This window comes from Phenylobacterium sp. (assembly GCF_016124325.1).
Classification (GTDB): Bacteria; Pseudomonadota; Alphaproteobacteria; order Caulobacterales; family Caulobacteraceae; genus Phenylobacterium.
In genome coordinates this window covers 319,225-342,461 of the sequence record NZ_WGNY01000019.1, presented here as the reverse complement: position 1 = coordinate 342,461, position 23,237 = coordinate 319,225, and the positions used below count along the sequence as shown (strand labels likewise).

Sequence of the window (23,237 nt, the reverse complement as noted above, 5' to 3'; positions counted from 1 at the left end):
GAATACCGGGCGCCCAACACGTCCCGGCCTTCGAAGGCGTGCAATTACTGAGTCTCGCCCGCGGTTCCCCGGCCGCCGCCGCAGGACGACCTAAGTCGTTCCACGCGCCAGGATCGGCGCGTCACGCGCCAGATTGTGGCGCATCCGGCCCGCCGGGCGGGCGGAAGCTTACGCCCTCGCCGCATGGGGCCCGGCCCGGCAGCCTTCTGGCGAAAGGACGCCGCCATGCTGGACCCCCAAGCCTTCGTCGATCTCGCCGCCCGGTGCGCGCCCGGCGTCGCGCCGGCCACCCTGCTCGCGGTCGCGCGGACCGAAAGCGGCCTCGACCCGCTGGCGATCGGCGTGAACGGCCCGCGCGCCCGTCGCCCCGTGGCCGCGACGCCGGCCCAGGCCGCCACGGCCGCCCGGGCCCTGATCGCCGCCGGCCGGGACATCGACCTCGGCCTCGCCCAGATCAACGTCCGCAACCTGCCGCGCCTGGGCCTGTCGCTCGAGGCGGCGTTCGATCCGTGCCGCAACCTGGCCGCCGCCGGGAGTCTCCTGCGCGAAGCCTACGCCCGCGGCCGCGCGCGGCGCGGGTCCCGGCAGGCGGCGCTGCGGGTGGCGCTCAGCCTCTACAACACCGGACGCGTCGAGGGCGGGTTCGCGAACGGCTACGTGGCCCGTGTGGTCGCCCATGCCCGGTCCCCCGCCGCCCCCGCTCGGCCCGAGGCGCGTCCGGACCCGGCCGACTGGGACGTCTTCGCACGCGCCGCACGGCGCCCGGACCGCTTCGTCATGACCCTCTCAGGAGCCACGCCGTGATTCTTCCGCGCCGGACCCGCCGCCTCGTCCTCCTCGCCGGCTGCGCGTCGTTCGCCGCCGGCCCCGCCTTCGCCCAGGCGGTCGGCGGCGATCTCGGCGGCTTCATCCAGAACATCATCGACCTGCTGAACAGCGGCGTCGTGCGCGGCCTCGCCGTCCTGGCGGTGATCATCACCGGCATCGTGTGGATGTTCGGTCAGATCGACCTTCGCCGCGCGGGCACCGTGGTGGTGGGCATCATCGTGATCTTCGGCGCCTCGACGATCGTCGACCTGATCACCGGCGGCGGGGCGGGCTGATGACGACCGAGCGCCTCCGGGAGGATGTCCTCTTCCTGGCCTGCACGCGGCCGGCCCTGGCGCTCGGGGTCCCGATGGAGGCGATGGGCGTCAACCTGATCGTCTCGACCGTGGCGTTCCTGGGCGGCGGCTCGCTGCTCTACCTGCTGATCGCGCCCGCCCTGCACATGGTCTTCCGGGCGATCTGCCAGGCCGACCCCAACGCCTTCCGCGTGCTCCACCTGTACCTGGAGACCAAGGGCCGCGCCCGGGACGCCGGCCTGTGGGGCGGCAGCTCCGCGGGCCCATTGCCGGCGCGTCGCCGGTCGGGACAGGGGCGCCACGATGTCTGAGCTGGCCCGCCACGCCGTCCCGGAGCCCGCCCGCCGCCGGGGGGCGCCCGCCGCGCGCGCCCTGCCCTACGCCCGGCACGTGAACGACCGCGTCGTCGCCCTGGACACCGGGGCGCTGATGCTCTGCTTCCGCCTGGACGGCGCGAGCTTCGAGACCGCCGACATCGGCGACCTCAACGCCCGTCACCTCCGCCTCAACGGGGTCTGGCGCAACCTCGCCTCGGACCGCCTGGCCATCTGGCACCACCTGGTCCGCCGCCAGGCCGATCCTCCGGGCGAAGGCGCGTTCCGATCCGGCTTCGCCCGCGACCTCGACGCTGCCTACCGGGCGCGGCTCGGGCGCGAGCGGCTCTACGTCAACGAACTCTATCTCACCCTGGTGCTGCATCCGGGACGCGACGCGGGGCGCCGGACCCAGGCCTGGGTCGGCCGCCTGCTGCGCGCGAGCCAGGTCGATCTCGAGACCGACGACGCCGTACGCACGCTCGAGGAGGCGGGCCGGGCCCTGGTCCAGCATCTGGCCCGGTACCGGGCCGAGCCGCTCGAGCTCTACGCGCGCGACGGGCTGGTGTTCTCGGCGCCGATGGAAATGCTGCGCCGGGTGCTGACCGGCGAGCCGGGCCGCGTCCCGCTGGTCCGCGGCCACCTGGGCGAGGCGATATACGCCGCGCGCCTGATCTTCGGCCGGGAAGCGCTGGAGATCCGCGACGCGGCGAGCGCGCGCTACGCCGCGATGCTCGGGATCAAGGAATACCCCGCCGTCACCCGCCCCGGGATGTGGGACGGCCTGCTCTCCGCGCCCTTCCCGCTGATCGCGTCCCAGTCGTTCAGCTTTCTGTCGAAGGCCGCGGCCCAGGCGGTGATGGCGCGCAAGCAGAACCAGATGCTCTCCGCGCGGGACCGGGCGGCCTCGCAGATCGAGGATCTCGACGGCGCGCTCGACGAGCTGGCGTCGAACCGGTTCGTGATGGGCGAGCACCAGGCCTCGGTGCTGGTCCAGGGCGAGACCCCGCGCGCGCTCGCCGAACATCTCTCGCGGGCCCGCGCCCTGCTCGCCGACGCCGGCCTGGTCGCCGCGCGCGAGGACCTGGGACTCGAGGCCGCGTTCTGGGCGCAGTTTCCCGGCAACTTCCGCCTGCGCCTGCGGCCGGCGGCGATCACCAGCCGCAACTTCGCCGCCTTCGCGCCCTTCCACACCCATCCCGCCGGCCGCGCCGACGGCAATCACTGGGGCGCGGCCGTCACCACCTTGCGCACCTCGGCGGGTTCGCCCTACGCCTTCAGCTTCCACAGCGGCGACCTCGGCCACACCTTCATCTGCGGCCCCTCGGGGTCCGGCAAGACGGTCGTCCAGAACTTCATGCTGGCCCAGCTCGAGAAGCTGGGCGTCCAGCAGGTGTTCATCGACAAGGACCGCGGCGCGGAGATCTTCGTCCGGGCCTGCGGCGGGACCTATCTCGCCCTCGCTCCCGGACAGCCCACGGGCTTCGCGCCGCTGAAGGCGCTGGCCGACACGCCGGCGGATCGCGCCTTCCTCGGCGCCCTCGTCCGCCAGATGGTGCGCCACGGTGAGGTCCCGCCGAACCCCCGGGACGAGGCGGCGATCGACGGGGCGGTCGCCGCGCTCCTGCCGCTGCCGCCGGCGCACCGGTCCGTGGCCGCGCTGCGCGCGCTGCTGGGCCAGCGCGACTCCGGCGGCGTCGGCGCCCGGCTCGACCGGTGGCGCGCCGGCCAGGCGCTCGGATGGGCGCTGGACGGGGAAGCCGACATCCTGCCGCTCGACGCGCGGCTCCTGGGAGTCGACATGACCCACGTCCTGGATGCGCCTCAGGTGCGCACGCCGCTGATGATGTACCTGTTCCATCGGCTGCAGGGCCTGGTCGACGGGCGCCGGCTGGTCGTCGACGTCGACGAGTTCTGGAAGGCGCTGGGCGACGAGGCCTTCCGCGGGCTCGCGCAGGACGGGCTGAAGACCTTCCGCAAGCAGAACGCGCTGCTGGTGCTCGGCACCCAGTCGCCGGCCGACGTCCTGGGCTCGCCGATCGCCCACACCATCGTCGAGCAATGCGCGACGAAGATCTTCCTGCCGAACCCACAGGCGGCGGAACGCGACTATGTGGACGGCTTCGGACTCTCGGCGCGGGAGTTCGCGCTCGTCCGCGAGGAGCTGGCGTCCGGCCGGCGCCGCTTCCTGGTCAAGCAGGGGCTCGATTCCGTGGTCGCCGAGCTCGATCTCTCCGGGCTCGACGACGCGCTCGCCGTGCTCTCGGGCCGCGCCGAGACGGTGGCGCTCCTCGACCGGCTCCGCGCCCGGCACGGCGACGATCCCGCCGGCTGGATGGCGCCCTTTCAATCCGCCCGGAGGCTGCTCCCATGAAACCCCTCGTCGCCCTCGCCGTCGCCGGCGCGCTCGCCTTCGCCCCGCCGGCGACCGCCCAGATCATGGTCCACGACGTGGCCAGCTACGGCAGCCTGCTGCGGCAGGCGACCACGGCCCTCGACCAGCTCCGGGAGCTGCAGGCGCAGGTGGTCGAAGCCCGGCGGCTCTACGACGGCTTCAACACCGCCTCCGGCGCCGGGGCGCTCGCCGGCCTCCTGCAGGCCCCGGAGCTGCGCGCCCTGGCGCCCGACATCGACAGCTATCTCGCCGCCGCCCGGGGCGACTTCACCGCCCTGGGCGAGCTCGGACGCGCGGCGAGCGCCATCCGCGCGGAGGCGCGGCTCTACACGGCGCCGCCGGACGACCTCCCGGGCCAGGATCTCGAACGGGCCGGCGACCGCGCGGCCCGGGACCTGGCGCTCGGCCGGGCGGTGGCCGACGCCGGCGCCCGGCGGCTGGGCGGCCTGAACGAGCTCCTCGCCGCGCTCGACGCGGCGCCGAACGCCCGCGCGGTCATGGACCTGCAGGCCCGGATCGCCGCCGAACAGGCGCTGGCGGCCAACGACCGGATGCGGCTGCAGGGGTTCGCGATGGCGCAGGACGCCGAGGCCCGCCTGCAGGCCCAGCGGGACCGGGAACGCGCCGCGGCGCGGGCCGACGCCCGCCTCGCGCTCTTCCGTCGCGCCTTCCCATGACCTGGCTGCTGGCGGTCGCCCTGGCGCTGGCGGCGTGCCGCCCCGAGCCGCGGTCCGCCGCCTTCTTCGAGGCCCATCCCGAGGTCGCCAGGCGGGTGGCGGACGCTTGCCGAGGCGGGGCGCGTCGCGACGCCGAATGCCAGCCCGCCGAGGCCGGACTCGCGGCGCGCCAGGCGGCCGACCGGTTGGCGCTCTTCAAGAAGAGCCTTCGATGATGGACGGCGATTTCGGTGTCTTCTCGGCGGCCTATCTGTTCATCGACGGTAGGCTCGACGGGTTCCTCGACGCCGGCGCCGACCGGATGCTGGCCGAGGTCGCGGGTCCGCTCCGGATCGCGCTCGTGCTCTACGTCCTCCTCTACGGCTTCGCGATCCTGCGGGGCGCGATCGCCGAACCGATGATGGACTTCGCCCTCCGCGCGACGAAGCTGGCGCTCATCACCCTGCTCGCGACCACGACGGGCTACGGCGAATGGGTCGCCCAGCCGCTCTTCCATGTCCTGCCCGAGACCCTGGCCCGGGGGATATCCGGGGCGTCGTCGGGCGACGCGGGCGCGGCCTTCGACCAGTTCTTCGCGCGCGCCGCCTACCTCGGCCAGAAGACCGCGATGGAAACCTCGCCGATGAACTGGCTCCCCCTGCTCATCGGCGCCTGTGTCTTCGTGATCGGGGCGCTCGCCGCGGCCCTGGGGTTCGGGATCACCGTGCTGAGCCAGGCGGCCCTGGCGCTGCTGATCGCGCTCGGCCCCGCCTTCATCGGCTGCGCCCTCTTCGAAGCCACGCGCCGCTATTTCTTCGGCTGGCTCGGGCAGGCGGTGAACTATCTGGTCCTCTACGCCCTGATGCTGGCGATCTTCCAGCTCGTGCTGGCCCTGGTGGGCGACCAGTGGGCGCGGATCGACGGGCAGGACCCCGTGGTGGGCAGCCTGATCTTCATCGCCCTCAGTCTGCTCGGCGCGATCTTCTTCCTCCAGGCCCCCGCGATCGCGGCCGGCGTCGCCGGCGGCGCCAGCATCGGCCTGGCCGACTTCGGCCACGCCGCCCGCGTGGGACTGCGCATCCAACGCTCCGAACCGCAATCCGGCGCACAAGGCGGTCGAACGCGGGCGCCGCCGCCCGGAGGCATGATCGCGCCCACGCGAACACCGACCTGATCCACCGGTGTCAGGCGGGATCAGAGCTCGGTGGCAAGCAGCTCCACCAGATGCGCGACGTCCTCGGCGGTGTTGTAGACGGACGGCGAAACGCGGATTCGATGTTCGAAGGTCGAGATCGTGACCCCGGCCGCCTTCAGCTTGGCGTCGAAGCGCCTGGCGGCGTCCCGCGCGGCGAAGGCCACGATCGGTCCTGCGGAATCCCTGGGCGTCAGAGGCTGCAATCCCAGGTCCGTCAGCGCCGCCTGGAGATACTCAATCAGCGGCTGGCGTTGACGCGCGATGTCTTCGACGCCCCGGGCGAGAATTGCGTCGAGCGATGCCTGCGCGACCGCCAGCGCGCCCCACGCCGGCGTGCTGACCTCGAATAGGCCCTCCGCGCCGCCGGCCAGTTCATACGCTCCCAGCGCCGGTCCTGGAGACTCGAACGGCAGGACGTGACTCTCCTGGCGCGTCACTTGTCGCCATCCCACTTCGACGCGCCGCAGGCGATCGACCCGATCCGGGCGCACATAGAGAAACGCCGTACCGAAATCGCCCATCAGCCACTTGTAGGTCCCGCAAGCGGCGAAATCGACGCCGGCCGCCTTGACGTCGACGGGCATGGCGCCCGCCGCCTGGATGATGTCGGCGTAGACCAGCGCCCCACGCGCGTGAGCCACCTCGCACAGTTCGGCGAGGTCGTAGGTGAAGCCGGTCACGCCGGACACCAGGGACACCGCGACCAGGCGGGTCTGCGGGGTGATCGCGGCCCGCACGTCGGCCAGGTCGATGCGGTTGTCGCGCGGCCGCACCACCGCGACCGGGGCGCCGCGACGGCGCAACTCGCCATAGAGCGCCAGCGCCCCATCGTAGTGCAGGGCGTCGGTCACGACGCCTGCGCCGGGCCCGGTCCCCAGAGCCGCGTTCAGCAGGTTCTCGCCGACCAGCGTGCTGGGCACGACCGCAACGTCAGCAGGCTCGGCGTTGATCAGGCGCGCGAACCTCTCCACGGCCCCGCGCCTCGGATTGCCGCGCGGCCCCACGGCCTGAGGGTCGCGCCGCCGCGCCTCGACGTAGCGGTCCGCAGCCTCCTGCGCGAAACGTCCCACGGGGTGGGTGAAGGCCGCATCCAGGTAGACGCCCCGGACCGTGAAGCCGTCTCGACCTGAAAGCGCGGGCTCGCTCCCCTCCGCGACCCCCGCCACGGGAAGCAGGCTGCCCGCGCCCCCGATGAGGCCCCGCCGCGACAGCCCGCGCACCGCCTATTCGCCCGCGATCGGAAGGCGGACCATGCTGGCCTGGGTGGGGGTGTGCATCACGCTCATGGTCGCCTTCCGATAGTCGTCGGGGCTCGCGTCGAAGATGCTGGGCGCGAAGGTCTGCGGGTTTCGATCGTAGACGGGAAACCAGGTGGACTGCACCTGGACCATGATCCGATGCCCCTTGGCCACGAGGTGGTCCGCCATGGGCAGGGCAAAGCGCCACGTCTCGACCTCGCCGGGCGTCAGCCGCGTCGGGCGATCGGAGGCGTGAAGGTAGCGACCGCGGAAGATCTCCATGGCGATCGGCTGCTGGTAGCCGGCCATGGCCAGGTCCTCGGCCTCGTCCGGCCAGACGTCGATCAGTTTGACGACGAGGTCGGCATCCTCGCCGGTCGTGGCGAACCGGATTTCGGCTTGCGCATGGCCGAAGATATGGACCGGCCGCTCGAGCGGCGGGGTCGCATAGGTCAGCACGTCTGGCCGACGGCCGGCGAAGCGCTGATCGGCGACCAGCGAGGTTCGCCAGCTGTCCGAACGGCTGGTGAAGAGGAAGGCGCCCGGCAGCACACCGACCGGCTTGGCCGGATCCGACACATAGTCGTCGCGCGCCGCCTCGCCGGCTGTCGGAGGCGTCCAGGCCAGGCGCCCGCCGGCGCGCAGGTACAGCGCGGCAGACGGTTCAGGGATGCCGTCCGCGGTGCGCCAGCCTCCGCCCGGCCCGACCGAATAGCTGGTCACCGGCGGCGGCGTGAACGACGGCGCTCCGTCTTTCAGACGAGCATCGAGGAAGGGCTTGATGACGTCGCGTCGCGCGCGGGCCGCGGTGTCCTCTCCGAACTTCAGCGCGCCCAGCGAAGACCCGTCGCCGAAGACGCCCATGTGCGCCCAGGGCCCGACCAGCAGCGAGACCAGGTGGTTCGCGTCGCGCGCATGCAGGGCGCTGAACACGGCGGGCGCGCCGTACTGGTCTTGCTCGTCATAGAGCCCGGCCACCAGCAGCAAAGGCGTGGTGATGGGGCGTTCGGCCAGCAGCCTGTCCAGGGCCTGGCCCTGCCACCAGGCGTCATACGCCGGATGCTGGACGAAGCGTCTGGCGGCCGCGAACTGGTCGAGGCCGTAGCGGCGCATGTATCCGCCGGCCGAACCCGCCTCCAGCATGCGCGCATAGAGGTCGACCGCCCCGGTCGGCGGCGGGACCCCGCCGGATTTCCCGGACATGATGATCGGCAGCACGTTCAGGGTGATCTGCCGGAAGGCCCCGTTGTGGAACCAGTCGTCGCCCTTCCAGACGTCGACCATCGGATTGACCGCCACGACCGCCTTCAGCGCCGGATGGCCGCTGGCCGAGGCCATCAGTGCGGTGAAGCCGTCGTAGGACCCGCCGATGACGCCGACCTTGCCATTCGACTCCGGGATGTTCTTCACCAGCCATTCGAGGGTGTCGTAGGTGTCGGTGGCATGGTCGAGGCCGGTCGGATTCAGCGGCCCGCTGAGCGGCCTGTTGGTGACGTAGGTTCCCTCCGAGCGATTGCGGCCGCGCACGTCCTCCCACACCCGGATGTAGCCATCCTCGAGGATGGCCGCCTCGGCGGGCGACACCAGCTGCGACAGGTGTTGACTCCCGCGGCCCAGCGCGCCATCGGCGCCGTAGGGCGTCCGCTCGAGCAGGATCGGGGCATGATCCAGGCCCTTCTTCATGACGACGAGCGCATAGAGCCGCACGCCGTCGCGCATCGGGATCATCACTCCGCGCCGAACGTAGTCGGCTTCGGCGTCGACGGGCCGGTAGGCGGGCGTCAGGTCGGACGGAAGGGTGTCTACGGGCGGCGCGGCCCAGCCCGCGGACGCGACCGCCAGGCCGGCCAGCGCCAGGGCCGCCGCCACGCCGAGGATCGTGCGGCGCGCCCGGCTCATGCCGCGGGCGGATGTTCGTGCGCCGCCGGCGGGCGACAAGCGACGGCCAGGGCCGCGACCCCCGCGAGCACGGCGCAGGGCGTCGCCGCCAACAGGACGCCGGCCGGCGCAAGCCCCAGGGCCATCAGCCTACCCGCCGCCAGGGGGCCCGCGATCCCGCCAAGGCGGCCGAACGAAACCGCCGCCCCCACCCCCGTGGCGCGGCTGAGCGTCGGGTAGTAGGCCGGCGCAAGCGTGTAGAGCACCAGTTGTCCGCCGATGGCGAAGAAGCCGACGACGATCCCTGCGCCCACCACCGGCCAGAAGCCCTGCGCCGCGCCAAGTCCCGCCAGGGAGAGGGCGATGGCCATATAGCTGACGGCCAGCACGGCCCTGAGCCATCCGCGATCGGCCACCATCGCCAGGACGATGCAGCCGGCGGCCGCGCCCGCATTCTCGAAGGCCGAGATCAGCCCGCTCTGCGACGGAGAAAACCCCTTGGCCACCATCAGCGTGGGGAGCCAGTTGTTGATCAAGTAGACCACAACCTGGGTGAAACCGTAGCTCGTCCAAAGCAAGCCGGTGACCGCCGCCCGCCCTTCGCCGAACAATGCGACGGCCACGGGTGCGCGGACCGCGGAAGGCGCGTGCTGGGCCTCGCGGAAGGCGCGGGATTCCGGAAGCGCGAACGCCAGCAGGGGCAGGAGCAGGAGTGGCAGCACGCCGCCGAGGTGGAAGATGGTCCGCCAGTCCAGCCCCCCGCCCTGGCTGGCCACGAACAGGCCGAGCGACGACCCGCCGACAGGCTGGCCGCAGAACATCAGCCCGACCCCCGTGCTGCGACGCTCCGGCGGCGAGGCTTCCGACGCCAGGGCGATCAGATTGGGGAACGCCGCGCCAAGGCCGAGGCCGCACAGCAGCCGCACGACGATGAACTGGTCCAGGTCCGTGGCAAGCGAGGTCAGCAGCGAGAACACGGCCAGCGTCAGGAAGGCGACCAGCAGCACGCGTTTGCGGCCGAAGTGGTCCCCGGCCCGGCCACCGACCACAGCGCCGGCCATCAAGCCGACGATGGTGGCCGTCAGGATGTAGGACATCTGTTCGGGCCGGAACCCGAACTGCCCGGCGACCGAGGGGGCCGCCAAGCCCATCGAAACGATGTCCGCACCTTCCAGCAGCGCTGCAAGGAAGCAGATGAAGACCGTCACGACGATGTCCGAAGGGCTAGGAGCACGTTCGGATCAGGCGACGTCACCTGATCCCTGAACCGTGCCCGTCCATCAACGGCCTGAAACGGGCTGCGGGCGGAAGGCCGCATCACACCTTTCCCCGACCCGCTCTAGTAACGCGCCGTCACGCCCAGGAAATACCGTCGCCCGTAGAGGTCGCCGTAGATCCGCGAGTTGAAGGAAGGCCCTTCGTCGGTGAGGTTCACCACGCCGCCGCGAATGGTGATGTTGTTGCCGAGGTCATACTGGGCCGAGATCGTATGCTGGTAGTTCGCCTTGATCACCGGCACCGGCGTGGACTCGATCGTCGCGGTGGCGTTCGCCCGCACCGACGGCAGATAGTACAACGAATAAAACAGCTTCAGCGGACCTTTGGAGTACCGCAGGTCGTAGCGGATCCGCCAATCGGGGGCGGACGGCGTGTCCTGGCTCCTCGTCAGATCGAAGCCGGTGACCGAGGTCTCCTGACGTGAGGTGTGCGTCGCTTCGGCGGCCACCTCAAGCGAGCCGAGGTCGGCGTCGCCGAAGAAGCGGCCGATCGGGAAGCGGTAGCTGAAATTGTAGATCTCGCCACGATACAGCACCGACCCGGCGTTGAAGGTCGTCTCGCGTCCCGTTTGCAGGAAGCCGCGGGAATCGCGGGTGAAGGTGTCGCAGAACGACGTCTGCTGCGGCTGGGTGTCGTAGCAGACGCTGAGGAAGTTGTTGATCGTGAAGGACGAAAGGCCGTTGGTCAGGTCGATCTCGATGCGGTCGGCGCTGAGCGTCAGGCCGGGCACGTACCGCGGCGCATACACGAGGCCGTACGTCCAGGTCTTCGACACTTCGTTCTTCAGGTTGGGGTTTCCCCCGACGGTCAGAGCGACGAGACCGGTGTTGATCGCCGGGTCGTTGAACGAAGCGAGCGGACCGTACTCCGGGTGCGCCGCAAACAGCGCCTGGCAGTTCGCCAGGCGGACCGCCGGATTGGGCCCGCCGTTGATCAGCGTCCGGTCGCAGGGGTCCTGGGCCGGGTTGCCGGGGTTGACGCTGGTCGGTGCGAACTGCTGGCCCAAGGTGGGCGCACTGAAGTTGCGGCTGCGCGAAACACGCAGGCCGAGGCCCCAGCCGATCGTCCAGTTGCCGCCGACGCCCCAGACTTCTTCCTTGCCCGCCAGCGAATTGTCGACGTGGCGGTAGGAGCCGCTGACGTCGAGGGCCTCGATGAGCGGCAGGGTGAAGTCCCCGCCGACGAGGGGGACCAGCAGTTCGCCGGAGAACTCGTCGGTGTTGTACTTGCCGCGCTCGGCGAAGCTCTGCCCTTGTCCGGTGATCCCGGACAGGTTGGCCGCCGACGGGTCGAACCGGGCGCTCTCGGCGCGATGCTCGTAGGCGACGGAGAACTTCGCCTTGCCCGCGGGAAGCGTGACGATGTCGCCGCCGAGGGTGAGCAGGATGTCGTCCTGCTTGTTGCGGGTCGAGCCGCCGACCGGCACCGCGAAATAGGCGACGGCCGCGTCATTGCCCCCGTTGATGAACGGATTGAACGGCACGCAGGCCGGATCGTCGTTGGTGGTGATGGCGTCGGCGTTGACCGCGCAGACGATCTGGCCGGCGGCGTTCCTCGCCGCGCTGAACGACTTGGCCGACTTGGCGAGGTCGAAATCCAGCACCGTCTGGTGTGACTTGGTCTCGCCGTGGCTGGCCGAGACGCTCCAGTAGAAGTCGCGATCCGCCAGCGTGAAGTCGCCGTCCAGAGCGCCCACCAAGCGCCAGACGTCGGTCTTGGTGGTCCGGTTCTGCGGAATGACGTTGTACATCTTCGACAGGACCAGAGGCCCTCCGGCGGCGAATGTGGGGCTCGCCGCGCTGAGGGTCGCGATCTGGGCGGGCGTCAGGAACGGGTTGGTCCGCGTGAAGGATACGGGCCCCTGCCCGCCCGGCGCGAAGCCGCCCACGAACTTGACCATGCCCTGCGTGCCGATCTCGTCGTCGCCGACCTCACGCGAGTAGAGGAACTCGCTCGAGGCCCGGATGCGATCGGTCAGGTCGTAGTGGCCCACCAGCGTGCCGGTGTAGCGTTTCACGCCCGTCGCCAGGGTGGACAGACGGCGTGCGTCGAGCCCATCGCCGCCCGAAGCCGAGCTGGAATTCGGTCCGATCACCCCGGTATCGTAGGGAATGACCGACGACCCGTCGGGCGAGAACTGCAGCGCCTGGCCGGCGCCGTCGCGCAGCAGCCCGGTCGGCGAGGTGGTGTTGGTGGTGAAGATGACGCCGTTGCTGTTGTAGCGCCACAGGTGCCCGTTGAGGATCAGCGCCGTCGGCGGCTGGCCATCCGTGAGCGAGGTATTGGCCAGGTTGGTGACGCTGCGCACGCCGGACTTGAAGAACTCTCGATCGGCCTCGAGCAGCGGATCGGTCTTGGAGTACTCGATGTCGGCCGCGATGTTGCCGCGTCCGCCCGCGAAGTTCTTGCCGAAGGTCACGCGAGCCGCGGGCCGCGGATCGTCGCCGTGCGAGCTGATGCCGTATTGGACGTCGGCCGTGAGCCCTTCGAAGTGGTCCTTCAGGATGTAGTTGACGACCCCGCCGATGGCGTCGGAGCCATAGACCGCCGCGCCGCCGGCCTGCACCACGTCGATCCGCTCGATCAGCCCCGCGGGGATGATGTTCACGTCGACGCCCCGAGAGCCGAAGTTGTCGCTGGAGGTGGCGACCATCCGTCGGCCGTTGATCAGCGTCAGGGTGCGCCCCGCGCCGAGGTTCAGCAGGTTTGGGAAGGTCTGGCCCGAGCCGGCCGGGATGCCGGAGAACGGCGGTTGGGCGAACGACGGGGTGTTGGAGGTCAGCTGGTTCAGCATGTCGCCGACCTGGGTGAAGCCGCGTTCGGTCAGGTCGTCGGCGGTCACCATGGTGACGGGCGAGGCGCTAGAGGTGTCCGTTCGGCGAATCCGCGAACCCGTCACCTGGACCTCGGTCAGATCGCTGGAGGCCGGGGCGCCCGAGGCGGTCGCGCTCGGGGCCGGCTCTCGCCCCACATAGAGCACTCCGGCGGCGGTGCGGCGGACCGACAGGCCGCTGCCCGCCAGAAGGCGGTTCAAGCCCTCATCGGCGGTGAACGATCCCTGCAGGGCGGGGCTCGTCTTTCCGCGAACGTCGTCCTCCGCGAAGATGATCTGCTGTCGCGACGTCTGCCCGAACGCCCGCAGGGCGCCGCCCAGGCTCTGGGCCGGCAGGTCGAACTTGAATGTCTGAGTCTGCGCCTGCGCCGCGACCGGCGCCGCCATCATCATCAGCGCAGCCGCCGCCGTCGAACCCCAAAGGCCCGCCACCCGAAGTCCCGTCATTTCAAGAGCCCCCTCTTTTGGATCGGCGAACCCGAATCCGCCGTCTGGAGGGTGATACGCACGAGCTTCGGAAAGCCGAATGCTCAGGCTGGAGGATCGGCCGTTTCACCCCTGAAAAGCACGATCCCGTTGGCCCCCGCGCGGGCCTGGACGTCGAACGCGGCCGTCAGGCCCTGGACGAGGGCGTCGGTGTCGCCAGCCCGGAACACGCCGGAGACCCGGAGCCTCGCCGCCCCGGCGTCGCCGATCAGCAAGGGCCGTTCGGCGTAGCGGTTCATCCGCTCGACGACCGCCGCCAGACTCTCGTCCTCGAAGACCAGCTGGCCCCCTTCCCAAGACAGCGAACGCACCGGATCGGACGGGGTCACCACCGCCGGCACGACGGCCGCCTGAGTCGGAAGGTGCGCGGGGATGATCAGTTCGCGGCCGGGGGCCAGGAGCTGATCGGCGGGTAGCGTCCTTTCGCCGACCGCCACGGTCCGCCGCGCACCATCGCCGGTGCGGTCCAGAAGCATCACATGGCCTTCGTAGAGCACCACGTGGACCTGCTTCTGCAGCAGTTCGACGCTGAAGGCGGTGCCGGTGGCCACCACCACCTCGTCACCGGCGGTCACCGAGAACGGCCGTAGCGGGTTTTTGGCCACCTCGAAGCGCGCGCGGCCGCGCTCCAACCAGAGCTTCCGGTTGTCATGGGTGTAGGCGACCTTCACGATGGTGTCGGCGTCCAGCGACAGCTTGGAGCCATCGCTCAGGGCCACCACCTGCCGCTCGCCGACCCCCGTCTGATAGGTCCTCGGCGTCAGCCAGATCCAGGCGCCCGCGCCTGCCATCGACACCACGAGCAACAGGGCCGCCGCGGCAGCCCAGACGACCCGCAATCGCGGCCAGCGGCCAGTGCGCCTATGCATTGTGCGACGGGCCGACGCCAGGGACGCTTCGCGCAGCGCCATGACCTCGGCGCTGGTCGCATAGTGCTCAACCTCTTCCCAGGCCCCGATGATCTCACGCAACGCCGGCGCGTTGGCCGGATCGGCCTCGAGCCAGGCCTGGAATTCCTGCTGTTGGCCCGGCGACAGCGGGCCGTCTCCCAGGCGCGCGGCCCAGATGGCGGCGCGTTCCACGCGTTCGTGGCCGAAGGACAGCGGCGCGCGCATCATCGCTCGTCTCCGAAGCAATCGCGCAGGTGCAGGCTGGCGCGCACCACGTGCTGCTCGACGGTGCGGACCGACAGGCCCAGCATGTCGGCGATCTCCCGCTGCTTCATGTGCTCCAGACGGAACAGCACGAAGATCGTGCGCGTCCGCTCCGGAAGCTGGCGCAACGCCTCGAGCACCGTGGTCAGCGATTGCTTGGCCTGCAGCACGCGATCCGGATCGCGCTCCTCGACCCGATTGGCTTCGGCCCCCAGCGCGGCCTGATAGGCGTTGCGCACGCTCTGGCGGCGACCGCGGTCGCGCAGCAGGTTGGCGGCGATCTGGAACACGTAGGCGTCGGGGCGAGAGGCGTCGATCGTCGCGCCCTTCTGCGTCACGCGCAGCAGCACCTCCTGGGTCAGATCCTCGGCCTCCGCGGCATTGCGAATGCGCCGCGTGAAGAACGCGATAAGCGCCGGGCGAAATCGCTCGCTCATCGCGCTGACGGCCGCGTTCGCCTCAGATCGCACCGGGTCTGCTCCAGTCCATCGGCCAGGACTCCACCGCCGGTAATACGCGCGACACGCGGATTTCCCTTCTGAACAATCTGCGATCACCCTAACCGATCGACGCGACTTGTCTGCGACAGGCCTGTCATACGGCGCCGAACGCCGCCGCCGCGCTTCAAGGAATGCGGATCACGCCCACATCGCCGTCGATCTCGATCTTCGTGCCGAAGGGCGCGGAATCCTCCTGCAGGTCGGCCAGGATCCGGCGCGCGTTGGCCGGGTCCGCGAAATGCGGAATGCCGCGACGCGAGCGATCGTAGGTGTTGCCCAGGTCCAGCGGATAGAGGCGCACGGCCGTGGCCTTGGGCCCGTCGAATTCGGTGATCGCGACCACGCCATCGTACCAGCTTGCCGGATTGCCGCCCGGGCGCACCGAGCGTTCCTCGGGCTTCGGCGGCGGCGCGTGGCCGGTGGCGTCGGGGAACACGCGCAGCGCGCTCTCCTGCAGCCCTTTGATCTCGCCGTTGATGAAGAAGACGCCCATTCCGTAGAGCACGACCTTGCCCTTGTAGATCTCGACGCCCCGCAGCGAATGCGGCCCGCCGCCCAGGATGACGTCGGCGCCGGCGTCGACACAGTCGTGGAACAGCTTCACGAGGAAGTCCGGGGGGGCCGGCGTATCGTCGTCCACGCCCGTCGGGCTTTCGTGGGCGTGGATGGTGAAGACCACGAGGTCGGCGTTGTCCTTCGCCTCTCGCACCGCCTTCAGCAGGCCCGCATGGTCGTACAGCTCCATCTCGTATTTGAGGCCGGGCTTGTCGGCGGGCCGGTAGGTCTCGCCCTCGTAGACGATCTCGGTGGCGTCGACCGCCGGCGCGGGCTTGAGCGGCGAGGCAAGCTCGGTCGCCAGGGTCCGGATCGTGGCGAACTGAGCCGCCGTCACGAGATGGATGGTGCGGGTGCGCAGGAGGCTGATGCCCGGCCGCGCTCCCACCTCGCCGAACGCGTCGTTGGCGCCCGCATTGGCCTTGAACGTCGAGGCCGTGGAGACCAGGGCGACCCGGCCTTTGGGCGTCGCGAGTATGCCGGCCCGCCGCGCGGCCTGCAGGTTGGCGCCCCCGCCGGCGGTGACCACGCCGGCCTGCTCGTGCAGCCGGATGGTCTCCAGCATCCCCTCGCCGCCCCAATCGGTGGAGTGGTTGTTGGCGATGGAGACCATGTCGATCCCCATGGCCTTCTCGTCCTGGGCCAGCGAGGGCTCGGCCCACAGCAGGCCATCGCCGTAGCCGGTGCGACGGCCGTCGCTGATGTCGAGCGTCGGGCCCTCGCGGTTGGCGATCGTCACGTCGCCCGAACGGATCAGCTCGATCACCTTCTGCAACGCCGGGTCGTCCCGCTCGGCCATCGGATGCGAGTAGAGCAGGTCGCCGACCGTCACGAGGCTGAAGCGGCCTTTCAGGCTCGCCGGCTTCGGCGGCGCCTTGAGGAAATCCTCCGGCTCATTCGAGGGCTTGGCAGGCAGGGACTGAGCCGTCGCCGAGGCCGCGGCGGCCAAGAGCAGGGCTGTCAGGGCGCCGGCGGCGGTGCGGCGCAGGTGGGCGCGGTTCATGCTCACGTTCCTCAGAAGACCTTGCAGCTCGCATCGTCGGGCGCGCCGGGTTTGCGCTCCCACTGATAGGCGTCCACCGCGGCGCCGCGCGGGACGTAGCTGAGCGGGAACGTCTTGCCGTCCCGCGTGACCGTCAGCTCCAGCTTGCGGTCGAGGTCGCCCTGGACGGCGTCGAGCGCCACCGCGTAGGCGATCACGTCGCCGTCCCGCAGCCCGGCCCGCGCCGCCTCGGAATCGGGTTTGAGGCCCTTGATCACCTTGGGGTCGGAGGTGATCGACGCATTGTCGAAGCCCAGGTCGAACTGGCGCATCTTCTTCGTCACCCGCTGGAAGCAGGGCCCGAAGTCGTCGGACTCAGGAAGGACCAGCCCGCCGGACATCATGTTGCGATGGGCCGCCGGCCCCTCGGGCCCGATCTCCTTCTGCAGCAGGTCGACCCAGGTCTGCTCGCTGAGCGGTTCGCCCCTCCTCGCCTTGTCGATCATGATCAGCACCAGATCGTCGATCCCGCGCTTTCCGCCCGACTCGCGGCGCAACATGCCGTTGAGCCTCGCGAAGTACATGGCGCCGCGGTCGTAGGGCAGCACGCGGATCCGCGTGTCCTCCCAGAAGCGCGGCGCGACCTGGGCCTCCGGAACGTCGCGCAGGGCGTTGGTGAAATAGCGGTACGCGGTGCCGTTCAGGTCTTCGAGGTATTTGTCGGTGCTGATCAGGCCGGCGCGCCAGGGGATCAGGGCCTGATAGTAGACGGCGTCGCCCTCGTCGTACCAGTTGCCGATGTCGTTGGCGGTCCAGGTGTGGGTCATTTCATGACCCAGGATGCTCTTGAAGTTCTCGCCGGTGACGCCCTTGCCATAGGTGATGATGAAGGAATGTGTCAGCGCCGCGCCGCCGCCGGCGTTCATCGGATTGAAGCGCATGAACACGCGATAGGGCGGCTCGGTCCTGTCCTTGAAATAGGCGCTCATCCTGCGGTGAAGGTCGGCCGTCCACTTCATCGGCGGTCGCGGATCGAACGGGGGCTGGCCCTCGGCCCAGACCGCCGAGAACGCCCCGTCGGTTTCGTGACCCAGATGGCCCGCCATATAGACCGCGCGCCCCAGGCGGCCGACAGGCCCCGCCGGCAAGGTGACGTCGCCGTCGCCCCAGCTGGAGACGCCCTCCGCCCCCGCGCCCATCGCCGAAACGTCCCACTTCAGCGCGATCCGATAGTCGCCGGTCACGGCCGGCGAAATCAGCATGGCGTCGCCCACCGCCGAGACCGCGTCGCCATCGACCCTCAGGGCCGTCGGGGGACCGCCCCGGAGCGCCGGGATGTTCTCCGCCAGCAGGCGGTAGGTGACGGTGACCGCGCCGGCGACCGCGCGGTCCGGCGCCCATCGGTGCGCCCCGCCCACGCCCACGGTGGGGGTGAGCGGAACCGGCCCCGAGGCGTCGGCGACCGCAAGCGCCTCCATGACCTGCGGGTGCGCCAGTCCCGGCGTGAACAAGCCCATGGAGAGCAGCGGCTCCCCGCGCGCCGCGCGGACGCTCGGGATGGTCATCACGACGTCGATGTGGCCGCGGGAGGTGGCGGTGTCGACCTTGCCGGGCCGGATCAGCACGGTCATCAGCGGCGCCTGATCGGCGGCGCTGGCAGCGCCCGATGTCGCCAGGATCAGGGCCGCCGCGCCCGCGCCAAAGACCGACCTCATGAAAACCTCCCGCACCCGCCGCCTGTCCAGTAGTACGCCTGACCCCGCGGAATCCCGGCGCCGCGACGGCGGGTCGCGCGCGGCCGCGCGTATTACGGGTGAACAGCCGGGTTGTGGGGGGCGCGCCATGCGGAACATCGGACGCAGGACCTTGACGGGGGCGCTGGCCGCCGCGCTCCTGGCCATCGCCGCGCCGGCCTCGGCGGCGGACCCGGAGCCGGCCGCCGTCATCACGCGCCAGCAGGTGGACCTGGGCGATCGTGTGCTGGCCTATACGGCCGAGGCCGGCCGGCTTCCGATCCGCGACGTCACGACCGGCGAAGCCCTCGCCCACATCTTCTATGTCGCCTACCGCGCGCCGGCCGCGCCGGGCGCCGTACGGCCGATCATCTTCATCTGGAACGGCGGCCCCGGCCTGCCCGCGGCCTCCCTGCATTTCGAGGGCGCCGGGCCCAAGCGGGTCGAGGGCGACCGGCTGGGCGACAACCCCGACACCTGGCTCACCGACGCCGACCTCGTCTTCGTCGATCCCGTCGCGACGGGTTTCTCGCGCGCCGTCACCCCCGCCGCGGAGCAGGCTTTCACCAGCTGGGTCGGCGACGTCATGGCCACCACCGAGTTCGTCCGCGGCTGGGTGCTCACCCACGGCGCCGAGGACGCCCCGCTGGTGATCGCCGGACAGAGCTACGGCTCGGGCCGGGCCGGCAGCGTCGCCTATCAGTTGCTGAAACGGGGCATGAAGGTGCGCGGCCTGGCCCTGATCTCCAACACCACCGGCCTGCCCGACTATCCCGATCGGCCGACGATCGCCCTCGCGATCCACACGGCCGACTACGCGGTGGCGGCCCAGCGGCTGGGGCGGTTGTCGCCCGAATTCGGCGCCACGCCAGATCAGGCCCGCGCCATCGCCGAGCGCTGGGCCCGCGAGACCTACCTGCCCGCCCTCAGGCGCATCGACCGCCTGCCGGCAGCCGAGCGGGCACGGCTGGCCGCGGACCTCGCCCGCCACATCGGCCTGCAGCCCGCCGACATCGATACGAAGACCCTTCGGATCACCCAGGGCGACTTCCTGGAACGCATCGGCGACGGCCGGCGGCTCTACTATTCCGACTATCGCGCCGAAGCGCCCTACGTCGCCCCGCCCCTGCAACGCGGGGTCCGCTATCTGCGCCACGACCTGGGGTATGCGACCGATCTGCCCTATTTCGGCGTCGAGCCGATCACCGACGGCTTCGCCCCCGATGGCGTCTATCCGCAGCCCGTGAACCGGCGGTGGACCCATGCCACCGTCTATGGGGCGAGCGCCGAACAGATCGCCCAGGCCCAGGCCGACTACGAAAAGACCGGCGCCATCGGCATGGGCCATTTCGGCCCCAACCTTCCCGGCGCGGCCGACGCCATGGCGTTGAGCCCCCAGCTCAAGGTGCTCGTCGCGCATGGGGCCTACGATCCGCTGGGGGGCTGTTCGATGGACGCCGAACTCGGTCGGCGTCTCGCCGCGCCGTATCGAAGCCGGATCACGTTCCGCTGCTACCTCGCCGGCCACGCCATCTATCGTGACGCCCAGCCGCGCGCCCAGTTCGCCGACGACATGCGGGCGCTGGCGCGCGCCGCGGCCGAACCCTGACGACGGCGGCGTCGCCCAGGCGCCGCGCTTAGCGCACCTCGATCACGCCAACGCCGTCCTCGATCGCGATCTTCGTTCCGAGCGGCGCCGAGTCGCTCTGGAGGCGCGCCAAGATCTCGGCCGCGCGGGCGCCGGTGGCGAAGTGCGGCAAGCCTCGGGCGGGCTGGGCGTTCGCCAGGTCGATGGGATAGAGCCGCACCTGCTTCAGGCGGGCGCCGTCGAACTCGCTGACCGCCAGCACGCTGTCGTACCAGGCTCGAGGATTGCCGGGACGTGGATCGGGCGGCGGGGGATAGCCGTCGTCGGGCCACTTGCGCGGCCCGCTTTCCGCCGCGCCCATGAGTTGGGGTTTGAAGAAGAACAGCCCCAGCCCGTAGAAGATCGGCTTGCCGTGATAGATCTCGACACCGCGCAGGGAATGAGGTCCGCCTCCCATCACCACATCGGCCCCGGCGTCGACCGCATCGTGGAACAGTTTCACCAGGAAGTCCGGCGGCTCCGGCGTATCGTCGTCCACCCCGGTCGGGGTCTCGTGCGCGTGGATGTGAAAGACCAGCAGATCGGCCGCGGACTTGCCGTCGCGCACGGCCTTCAGCAGGGCCGCGTGGTCGATCTGGTCCATCTGGTAGGACAGTCCGTCCCGGTCGGCGACGCGATAGATCTGGTCGTCGAAGCGAACTTCGCGGGCGTCGGCCGCCGGCGCGGGCTTGAGCGGCGAAGCCAATTCGGTCGCCAGCCGCCTCAGCATCGCGAACTGGCCCGGCGTCACGAGATTGAGGGTCCGGGTGCGGAGCGTACTGATGCCGGATTGGTCGGGCGCCAGCGGGCCTGCGTCGCCGGCCCTCGCATTGGCCTTGAACGTCGACGCCGTGGCGACCAGGCCCACGCGTCCCTTCGGCGTCTCGGCGAAGCCCGCGCGCCGGGCCTCGGCCATGCTGACGCCGCCGCCGGCATAGGCGACACCCGCGTCGTCCAGCAGTTTCAGCGCCGCCAGCAGCCCTACGCCGCCCCAGTCGGTGGAGTGGTTGTTCGCCACCGACATCAGGTCGAAGCCCATGGCCTTGTAGTCGGCCGCCATCCCCGGCTCGCCGATCAGGCCGCCGAACATGCCGAACGTGCCCCGTGGCAGGGCCTTGAGGTCCAGCGCCGGACCCTCCTGGTTGCCGATCGCCACGTCTGCGGCGCGGATCGCATCGAGGACCTTGCGCAGTTCGGGATCGTCGGTCGCGGCCTGGGGACGCGCGAGCATGACGTCGCCCACCGAGACCACGCGGAAGCGGCCCCGCACCCCCGCCGGCCTCGGCGGCGCGGCGAGCAAGGCCGCGGGATCGCTCGGCGGCCGGGCCACGCCAGCCGGCTGCGCCCACGCCGTCTCGGCCGCCCCGAGCAGCAGCGCCGCGGCCAGCGCCGGAACCGCGCGACGGCCCCTCATGGGCGGCCCGGCGCCGGCGGGCGGCACGCGCTGTCGGGTACCCCGGGCGCCCGCTCCCATTGCCAGGCGTCGAACACGGTCCCGGTGCGTGGAAGCCAGGTCACGTCGAAGGTCTTGCCCTCGCGGCTCACCGAGGCGGTCAGGGTCCGTAGCGGATCGCGCTTCACGCCCTCGGTCGTGATCACCGGCATGGTCAGCACGTCGCCGTTCCTCAGGCCCGCCTTCTCGGCCTCCGACCCCGCGACCAGTCCCGTCACCTCGGCTCGCCGATCCGGCAGCGTCCGGGGCGTGAAGCCAAGCTCGTAGCGCCGGATCTTCGCCGGGATTCGCCGGAAGCACGGCCCATAGTCGCCGGACGCCGGTACGATCACCCCACCCGCCATCATCCTGCGATGCAGGGCCACCCCATCCTCGCCGATCTCGCGCCGCACCAGTTGGAGCCAGGCGGCCTCGGTGAGGGTTTCGCCGCCGCGGTCGCGCCGCACCATCTCGCGGATCAGATCGTCGACCGAACGCTTGCCGCCCGACGCGCGCCGGATCTTCCCGTTCAGGATGGCGAAATAGAGCGCCCCGCGATCGTAGCCCAGGGTGTTGAGCCAGGTGTCCTTGAAGAAGTTCGGGATGATCCTGTCTTCGGGCGCGTCGATCTCGGCGTTGGTGTAGTAGCGCGCCGCCGTCAGATTGATGTCCCGCAGGTAGACCTCGGTGGAGACCGTCCCGGCCCGCCATGGCAGCTGCACCTGATAGTAGACGGCGTTGCCCTCGTCGTACCATTTCCCCAGGTCGTGCGCGGTGAAGGTGTGGACCATCTCGTGGCCCAGGATCCCCTTCATGCTTTCACCGGTCACGCCGGGACCGTAGGTGGCGAAAAACGAGTTCGGGAACGCCACCCCGCCCCCTGGATTTCGTCCGCCGTTCGCCCGCAGGAACACCCGGTACGCGGGGTCCCCGGGCGTGTCGAAGAACCGGACCATCCAGGCGTGCAGTGCGCCGGTCCATTGCATGGCGGGCCGCGGGTCGAAGCCGGGCTCTCCCGACCAGGCCGCCGAAAATTTCCCTGCGATCGCCTCCGAAGGCTCACGGCTCAGAATCCCGGCCATGAAGATCGTGCGACCGAGCTTCGAAATCGGCAGCGCCGCAACCTCTACGTCGCCGTCACCGAAACTCGACACCGCCGCAGCCCCGGGTCCCATAGCCGTGAGATCCCAGGTCAGGCGCACGCGATACGGCGTCTTCGCCTCCGGTAGGGCCAGCATGGTCATCCCGGTGGCCGAAAAGGCCCGCCCATCGATGCGCGGCCAGATCGGGGTGGTGCCGCCGCTTTCCGGCGCGTTCTCGACCACGAGGCGATACCGGACGTTCAGGCCGCCTGCGATCGCCCGACCCGGCGCGAATCCGCCATCGCGCAAGACACCTGGCACCGGTCCCTGAGCGTCGGCCACCTCCAGATCGACTCCAGGCGATCGGAAGAGAAGCGCCCCGGCAGGCCATGCGAACGCCGGAATGGTCTCCTCGATGCGGAGTTCGCCACGCCCGATCGCTTCGTCCATGGCGCCCGGCGCGATGCGCACGGTCATGATCGGGGCGTCGGCGGCGAAGGCGGACGGGACCATCAAAACGGACGACGCCGCCACCAGCCAAGCCTGTCTCATCGCCCACTCCCGCCGTCACATCAGTAAGTACGGCCAAGGGCAACAAGCCCACATGACAGGAGGCGTGTTTCGAGCCGCCTCGACGACGCGACCGAGCGGCGCGATCGGTGGCGGCGACCCGCCGCCGATGGGAAGGCGCTCCAGACGCCGCGCCTTCGCGGGCCGGACCTGGCGCGGAAGCCGCAGGCGCAGGATGCGCGCCGGCGCAATTCGGGTCGGCACA

At 70.7% G+C, this 23,237-nt stretch carries 18 protein-coding genes; 8 read left to right on the top strand and 10 right to left on the bottom strand.

All coding sequences use genetic code 11. The features are described 5' to 3' along the window. The first annotated feature begins 225 nt into the window (after positions 1–225). Genes GC203_RS12380 through GC203_RS12350 form a run of 7 tightly spaced genes read left to right on the top strand, consistent with a single transcriptional unit; the run spans position 226 to position 5,663 of the window. The gene (locus GC203_RS12380) at positions 226–804 is read left to right on the top strand and encodes a lytic transglycosylase domain-containing protein (RefSeq protein WP_293454744.1); all 579 of its coding nucleotides are present in this window, start codon (positions 226–228) and stop codon (positions 802–804) included. Continuing rightward, the gene (locus GC203_RS12375; protein ID WP_293454741.1) at positions 801–1,103 is read left to right on the top strand and encodes a TrbC/VirB2 family protein; all 303 of its coding nucleotides are present in this window, start codon (positions 801–803) and stop codon (positions 1,101–1,103) included. Before GC203_RS12380 ends, GC203_RS12375 begins: the two co-directional genes overlap by 4 nt. Further along, positions 1,103–1,435, top strand: coding sequence for a type IV secretion system protein VirB3 (locus tag GC203_RS12370; protein ID WP_293454739.1), 333 nt, complete (start codon positions 1,103–1,105; stop codon positions 1,433–1,435). Before GC203_RS12375 ends, GC203_RS12370 begins: the two co-directional genes overlap by 1 nt. Then, on the top strand, positions 1,428–3,812 hold the full coding sequence (locus GC203_RS12365; RefSeq protein ID WP_293454736.1) for a VirB4 family type IV secretion/conjugal transfer ATPase: 2,385 nt from the start codon (positions 1,428–1,430) through the stop codon (positions 3,810–3,812). The genes GC203_RS12370 and GC203_RS12365 overlap by 8 nt, the downstream gene beginning before the upstream one ends. Then, a complete protein-coding gene (locus tag GC203_RS12360) occupies positions 3,809–4,510 on the top strand; it encodes a type IV secretion system protein (protein ID WP_293454735.1) in 702 nt (233 codons plus the stop codon). The genes GC203_RS12365 and GC203_RS12360 overlap by 4 nt, the downstream gene beginning before the upstream one ends. Continuing rightward, positions 4,507–4,725 (top strand): EexN family lipoprotein, encoded by a 219-nt coding sequence (locus GC203_RS12355; protein ID WP_293454733.1) that lies wholly within the window; start codon positions 4,507–4,509, stop codon positions 4,723–4,725. Before GC203_RS12360 ends, GC203_RS12355 begins: the two co-directional genes overlap by 4 nt. Beyond that, positions 4,722–5,663, top strand: coding sequence for a type IV secretion system protein (locus GC203_RS12350; protein ID WP_293454732.1), 942 nt, complete (start codon positions 4,722–4,724; stop codon positions 5,661–5,663). Before GC203_RS12355 ends, GC203_RS12350 begins: the two co-directional genes overlap by 4 nt. Positions 5,664–5,683: 20 nt before the next feature. On the opposite strand, the gene GC203_RS12345 is transcribed toward GC203_RS12350, so the two are convergent. The 8 genes from GC203_RS12345 to GC203_RS12310 all read right to left on the bottom strand — a co-directional run bounded on the left by GC203_RS12345 (position 5,684) and on the right by GC203_RS12310 (position 18,303). Continuing rightward, positions 5,684–6,904, bottom strand: coding sequence for an aminotransferase class V-fold PLP-dependent enzyme (locus GC203_RS12345; protein ID WP_293454730.1), 1,221 nt, complete (start codon positions 6,902–6,904; stop codon positions 5,684–5,686). 3 nt (positions 6,905–6,907) lie between these two features. Continuing rightward, positions 6,908–8,821 carry a CocE/NonD family hydrolase gene (locus GC203_RS12340; protein ID WP_293454728.1) on the bottom strand — a complete coding sequence of 638 codons (1,914 nt, stop codon included), beginning with the start codon at positions 8,819–8,821 and terminating at the stop codon, positions 6,908–6,910. Then, positions 8,818–10,014, bottom strand: coding sequence for an MFS transporter (locus tag GC203_RS12335; protein ID WP_293454846.1), 1,197 nt, complete (start codon positions 10,012–10,014; stop codon positions 8,818–8,820). Before GC203_RS12335 ends, GC203_RS12340 begins: the two co-directional genes overlap by 4 nt. Before the next feature lie 125 nt (positions 10,015–10,139). Next, positions 10,140–13,358 (bottom strand): TonB-dependent receptor plug domain-containing protein, encoded by a 3,219-nt coding sequence (locus tag GC203_RS12330; protein WP_293454727.1) that lies wholly within the window; start codon positions 13,356–13,358, stop codon positions 10,140–10,142. A gap of 83 nt (positions 13,359–13,441) precedes the next feature. Then, a complete protein-coding gene (locus GC203_RS12325) occupies positions 13,442–14,515 on the bottom strand; it encodes a FecR domain-containing protein (protein ID WP_293454725.1) in 1,074 nt (357 codons plus the stop codon). Further along, complete coding sequence (locus GC203_RS12320; protein WP_293454723.1) at positions 14,512–14,988, bottom strand: sigma-70 family RNA polymerase sigma factor; 477 nt, start codon at positions 14,986–14,988, stop codon at positions 14,512–14,514. Before GC203_RS12320 ends, GC203_RS12325 begins: the two co-directional genes overlap by 4 nt. A gap of 187 nt (positions 14,989–15,175) precedes the next feature. After that, positions 15,176–16,609 carry a CapA family protein gene (locus GC203_RS12315; protein ID WP_293454722.1) on the bottom strand — a complete coding sequence of 478 codons (1,434 nt, stop codon included), beginning with the start codon at positions 16,607–16,609 and terminating at the stop codon, positions 15,176–15,178. A gap of 11 nt (positions 16,610–16,620) precedes the next feature. Continuing rightward, a complete protein-coding gene (locus GC203_RS12310) occupies positions 16,621–18,303 on the bottom strand; it encodes a hypothetical protein (RefSeq protein ID WP_293454720.1) in 1,683 nt (560 codons plus the stop codon). A 127-nt stretch (positions 18,304–18,430) separates the two neighbouring features. Here GC203_RS12310 and GC203_RS12305 point away from each other — a divergent pair, with 127 nt between their 5' ends. After that, positions 18,431–19,930, top strand: a complete 1,500-nt coding sequence (locus tag GC203_RS12305; protein WP_293454718.1) for a hypothetical protein — start codon at positions 18,431–18,433, stop codon at positions 19,928–19,930. A 28-nt stretch (positions 19,931–19,958) separates the two neighbouring features. On the opposite strand, the gene GC203_RS12300 is transcribed toward GC203_RS12305, so the two are convergent. Beyond that, on the bottom strand, positions 19,959–21,362 hold the full coding sequence (locus GC203_RS12300) for a CapA family protein (RefSeq protein ID WP_293454716.1): 1,404 nt from the start codon (positions 21,360–21,362) through the stop codon (positions 19,959–19,961). After that, positions 21,359–23,014, bottom strand: coding sequence for a hypothetical protein (locus GC203_RS12295; RefSeq protein ID WP_293454715.1), 1,656 nt, complete (start codon positions 23,012–23,014; stop codon positions 21,359–21,361). The genes GC203_RS12300 and GC203_RS12295 overlap by 4 nt, the downstream gene beginning before the upstream one ends. Between the last annotated feature and the right edge of the window lie 223 nt (positions 23,015–23,237).

Coding starts and splice junctions, on each gene's coding strand:
- GC203_RS12380 (WP_293454744.1), top strand. CDS start 226: ATGCTGGACCCCCAAGCCTTCGTCGATCTCGCCGCCCGGTGCGCGCCC.
- GC203_RS12370 (WP_293454739.1), top strand. CDS start 1,103: ATGACGACCGAGCGCCTCCGGGAGGATGTCCTCTTCCTGGCCTGCACG.
- GC203_RS12365 (WP_293454736.1), top strand. CDS start 1,428: ATGTCTGAGCTGGCCCGCCACGCCGTCCCGGAGCCCGCCCGCCGCCGG.
- GC203_RS12360 (WP_293454735.1), top strand. CDS start 3,809: ATGAAACCCCTCGTCGCCCTCGCCGTCGCCGGCGCGCTCGCCTTCGCC.
- GC203_RS12355 (WP_293454733.1), top strand. CDS start 4,507: ATGACCTGGCTGCTGGCGGTCGCCCTGGCGCTGGCGGCGTGCCGCCCC.
- GC203_RS12350 (WP_293454732.1), top strand. CDS start 4,722: ATGATGGACGGCGATTTCGGTGTCTTCTCGGCGGCCTATCTGTTCATC.
- GC203_RS12340 (WP_293454728.1), bottom strand. CDS start 8,821: ATGAGCCGGGCGCGCCGCACGATCCTCGGCGTGGCGGCGGCCCTGGCG.
- GC203_RS12330 (WP_293454727.1), bottom strand. CDS start 13,358: ATGACGGGACTTCGGGTGGCGGGCCTTTGGGGTTCGACGGCGGCGGCT.
- GC203_RS12325 (WP_293454725.1), bottom strand. CDS start 14,515: ATGATGCGCGCGCCGCTGTCCTTCGGCCACGAACGCGTGGAACGCGCC.
- GC203_RS12320 (WP_293454723.1), bottom strand. CDS start 14,988: ATGAGCGAGCGATTTCGCCCGGCGCTTATCGCGTTCTTCACGCGGCGC.
- GC203_RS12315 (WP_293454722.1), bottom strand. CDS start 16,609: ATGAACCGCGCCCACCTGCGCCGCACCGCCGCCGGCGCCCTGACAGCC.
- GC203_RS12310 (WP_293454720.1), bottom strand. CDS start 18,303: ATGAGGTCGGTCTTTGGCGCGGGCGCGGCGGCCCTGATCCTGGCGACA.
- GC203_RS12305 (WP_293454718.1), top strand. CDS start 18,431: ATGCGGAACATCGGACGCAGGACCTTGACGGGGGCGCTGGCCGCCGCG.
- GC203_RS12300 (WP_293454716.1), bottom strand. CDS start 21,362: ATGAGGGGCCGTCGCGCGGTTCCGGCGCTGGCCGCGGCGCTGCTGCTC.
- GC203_RS12295 (WP_293454715.1), bottom strand. CDS start 23,014: ATGAGACAGGCTTGGCTGGTGGCGGCGTCGTCCGTTTTGATGGTCCCG.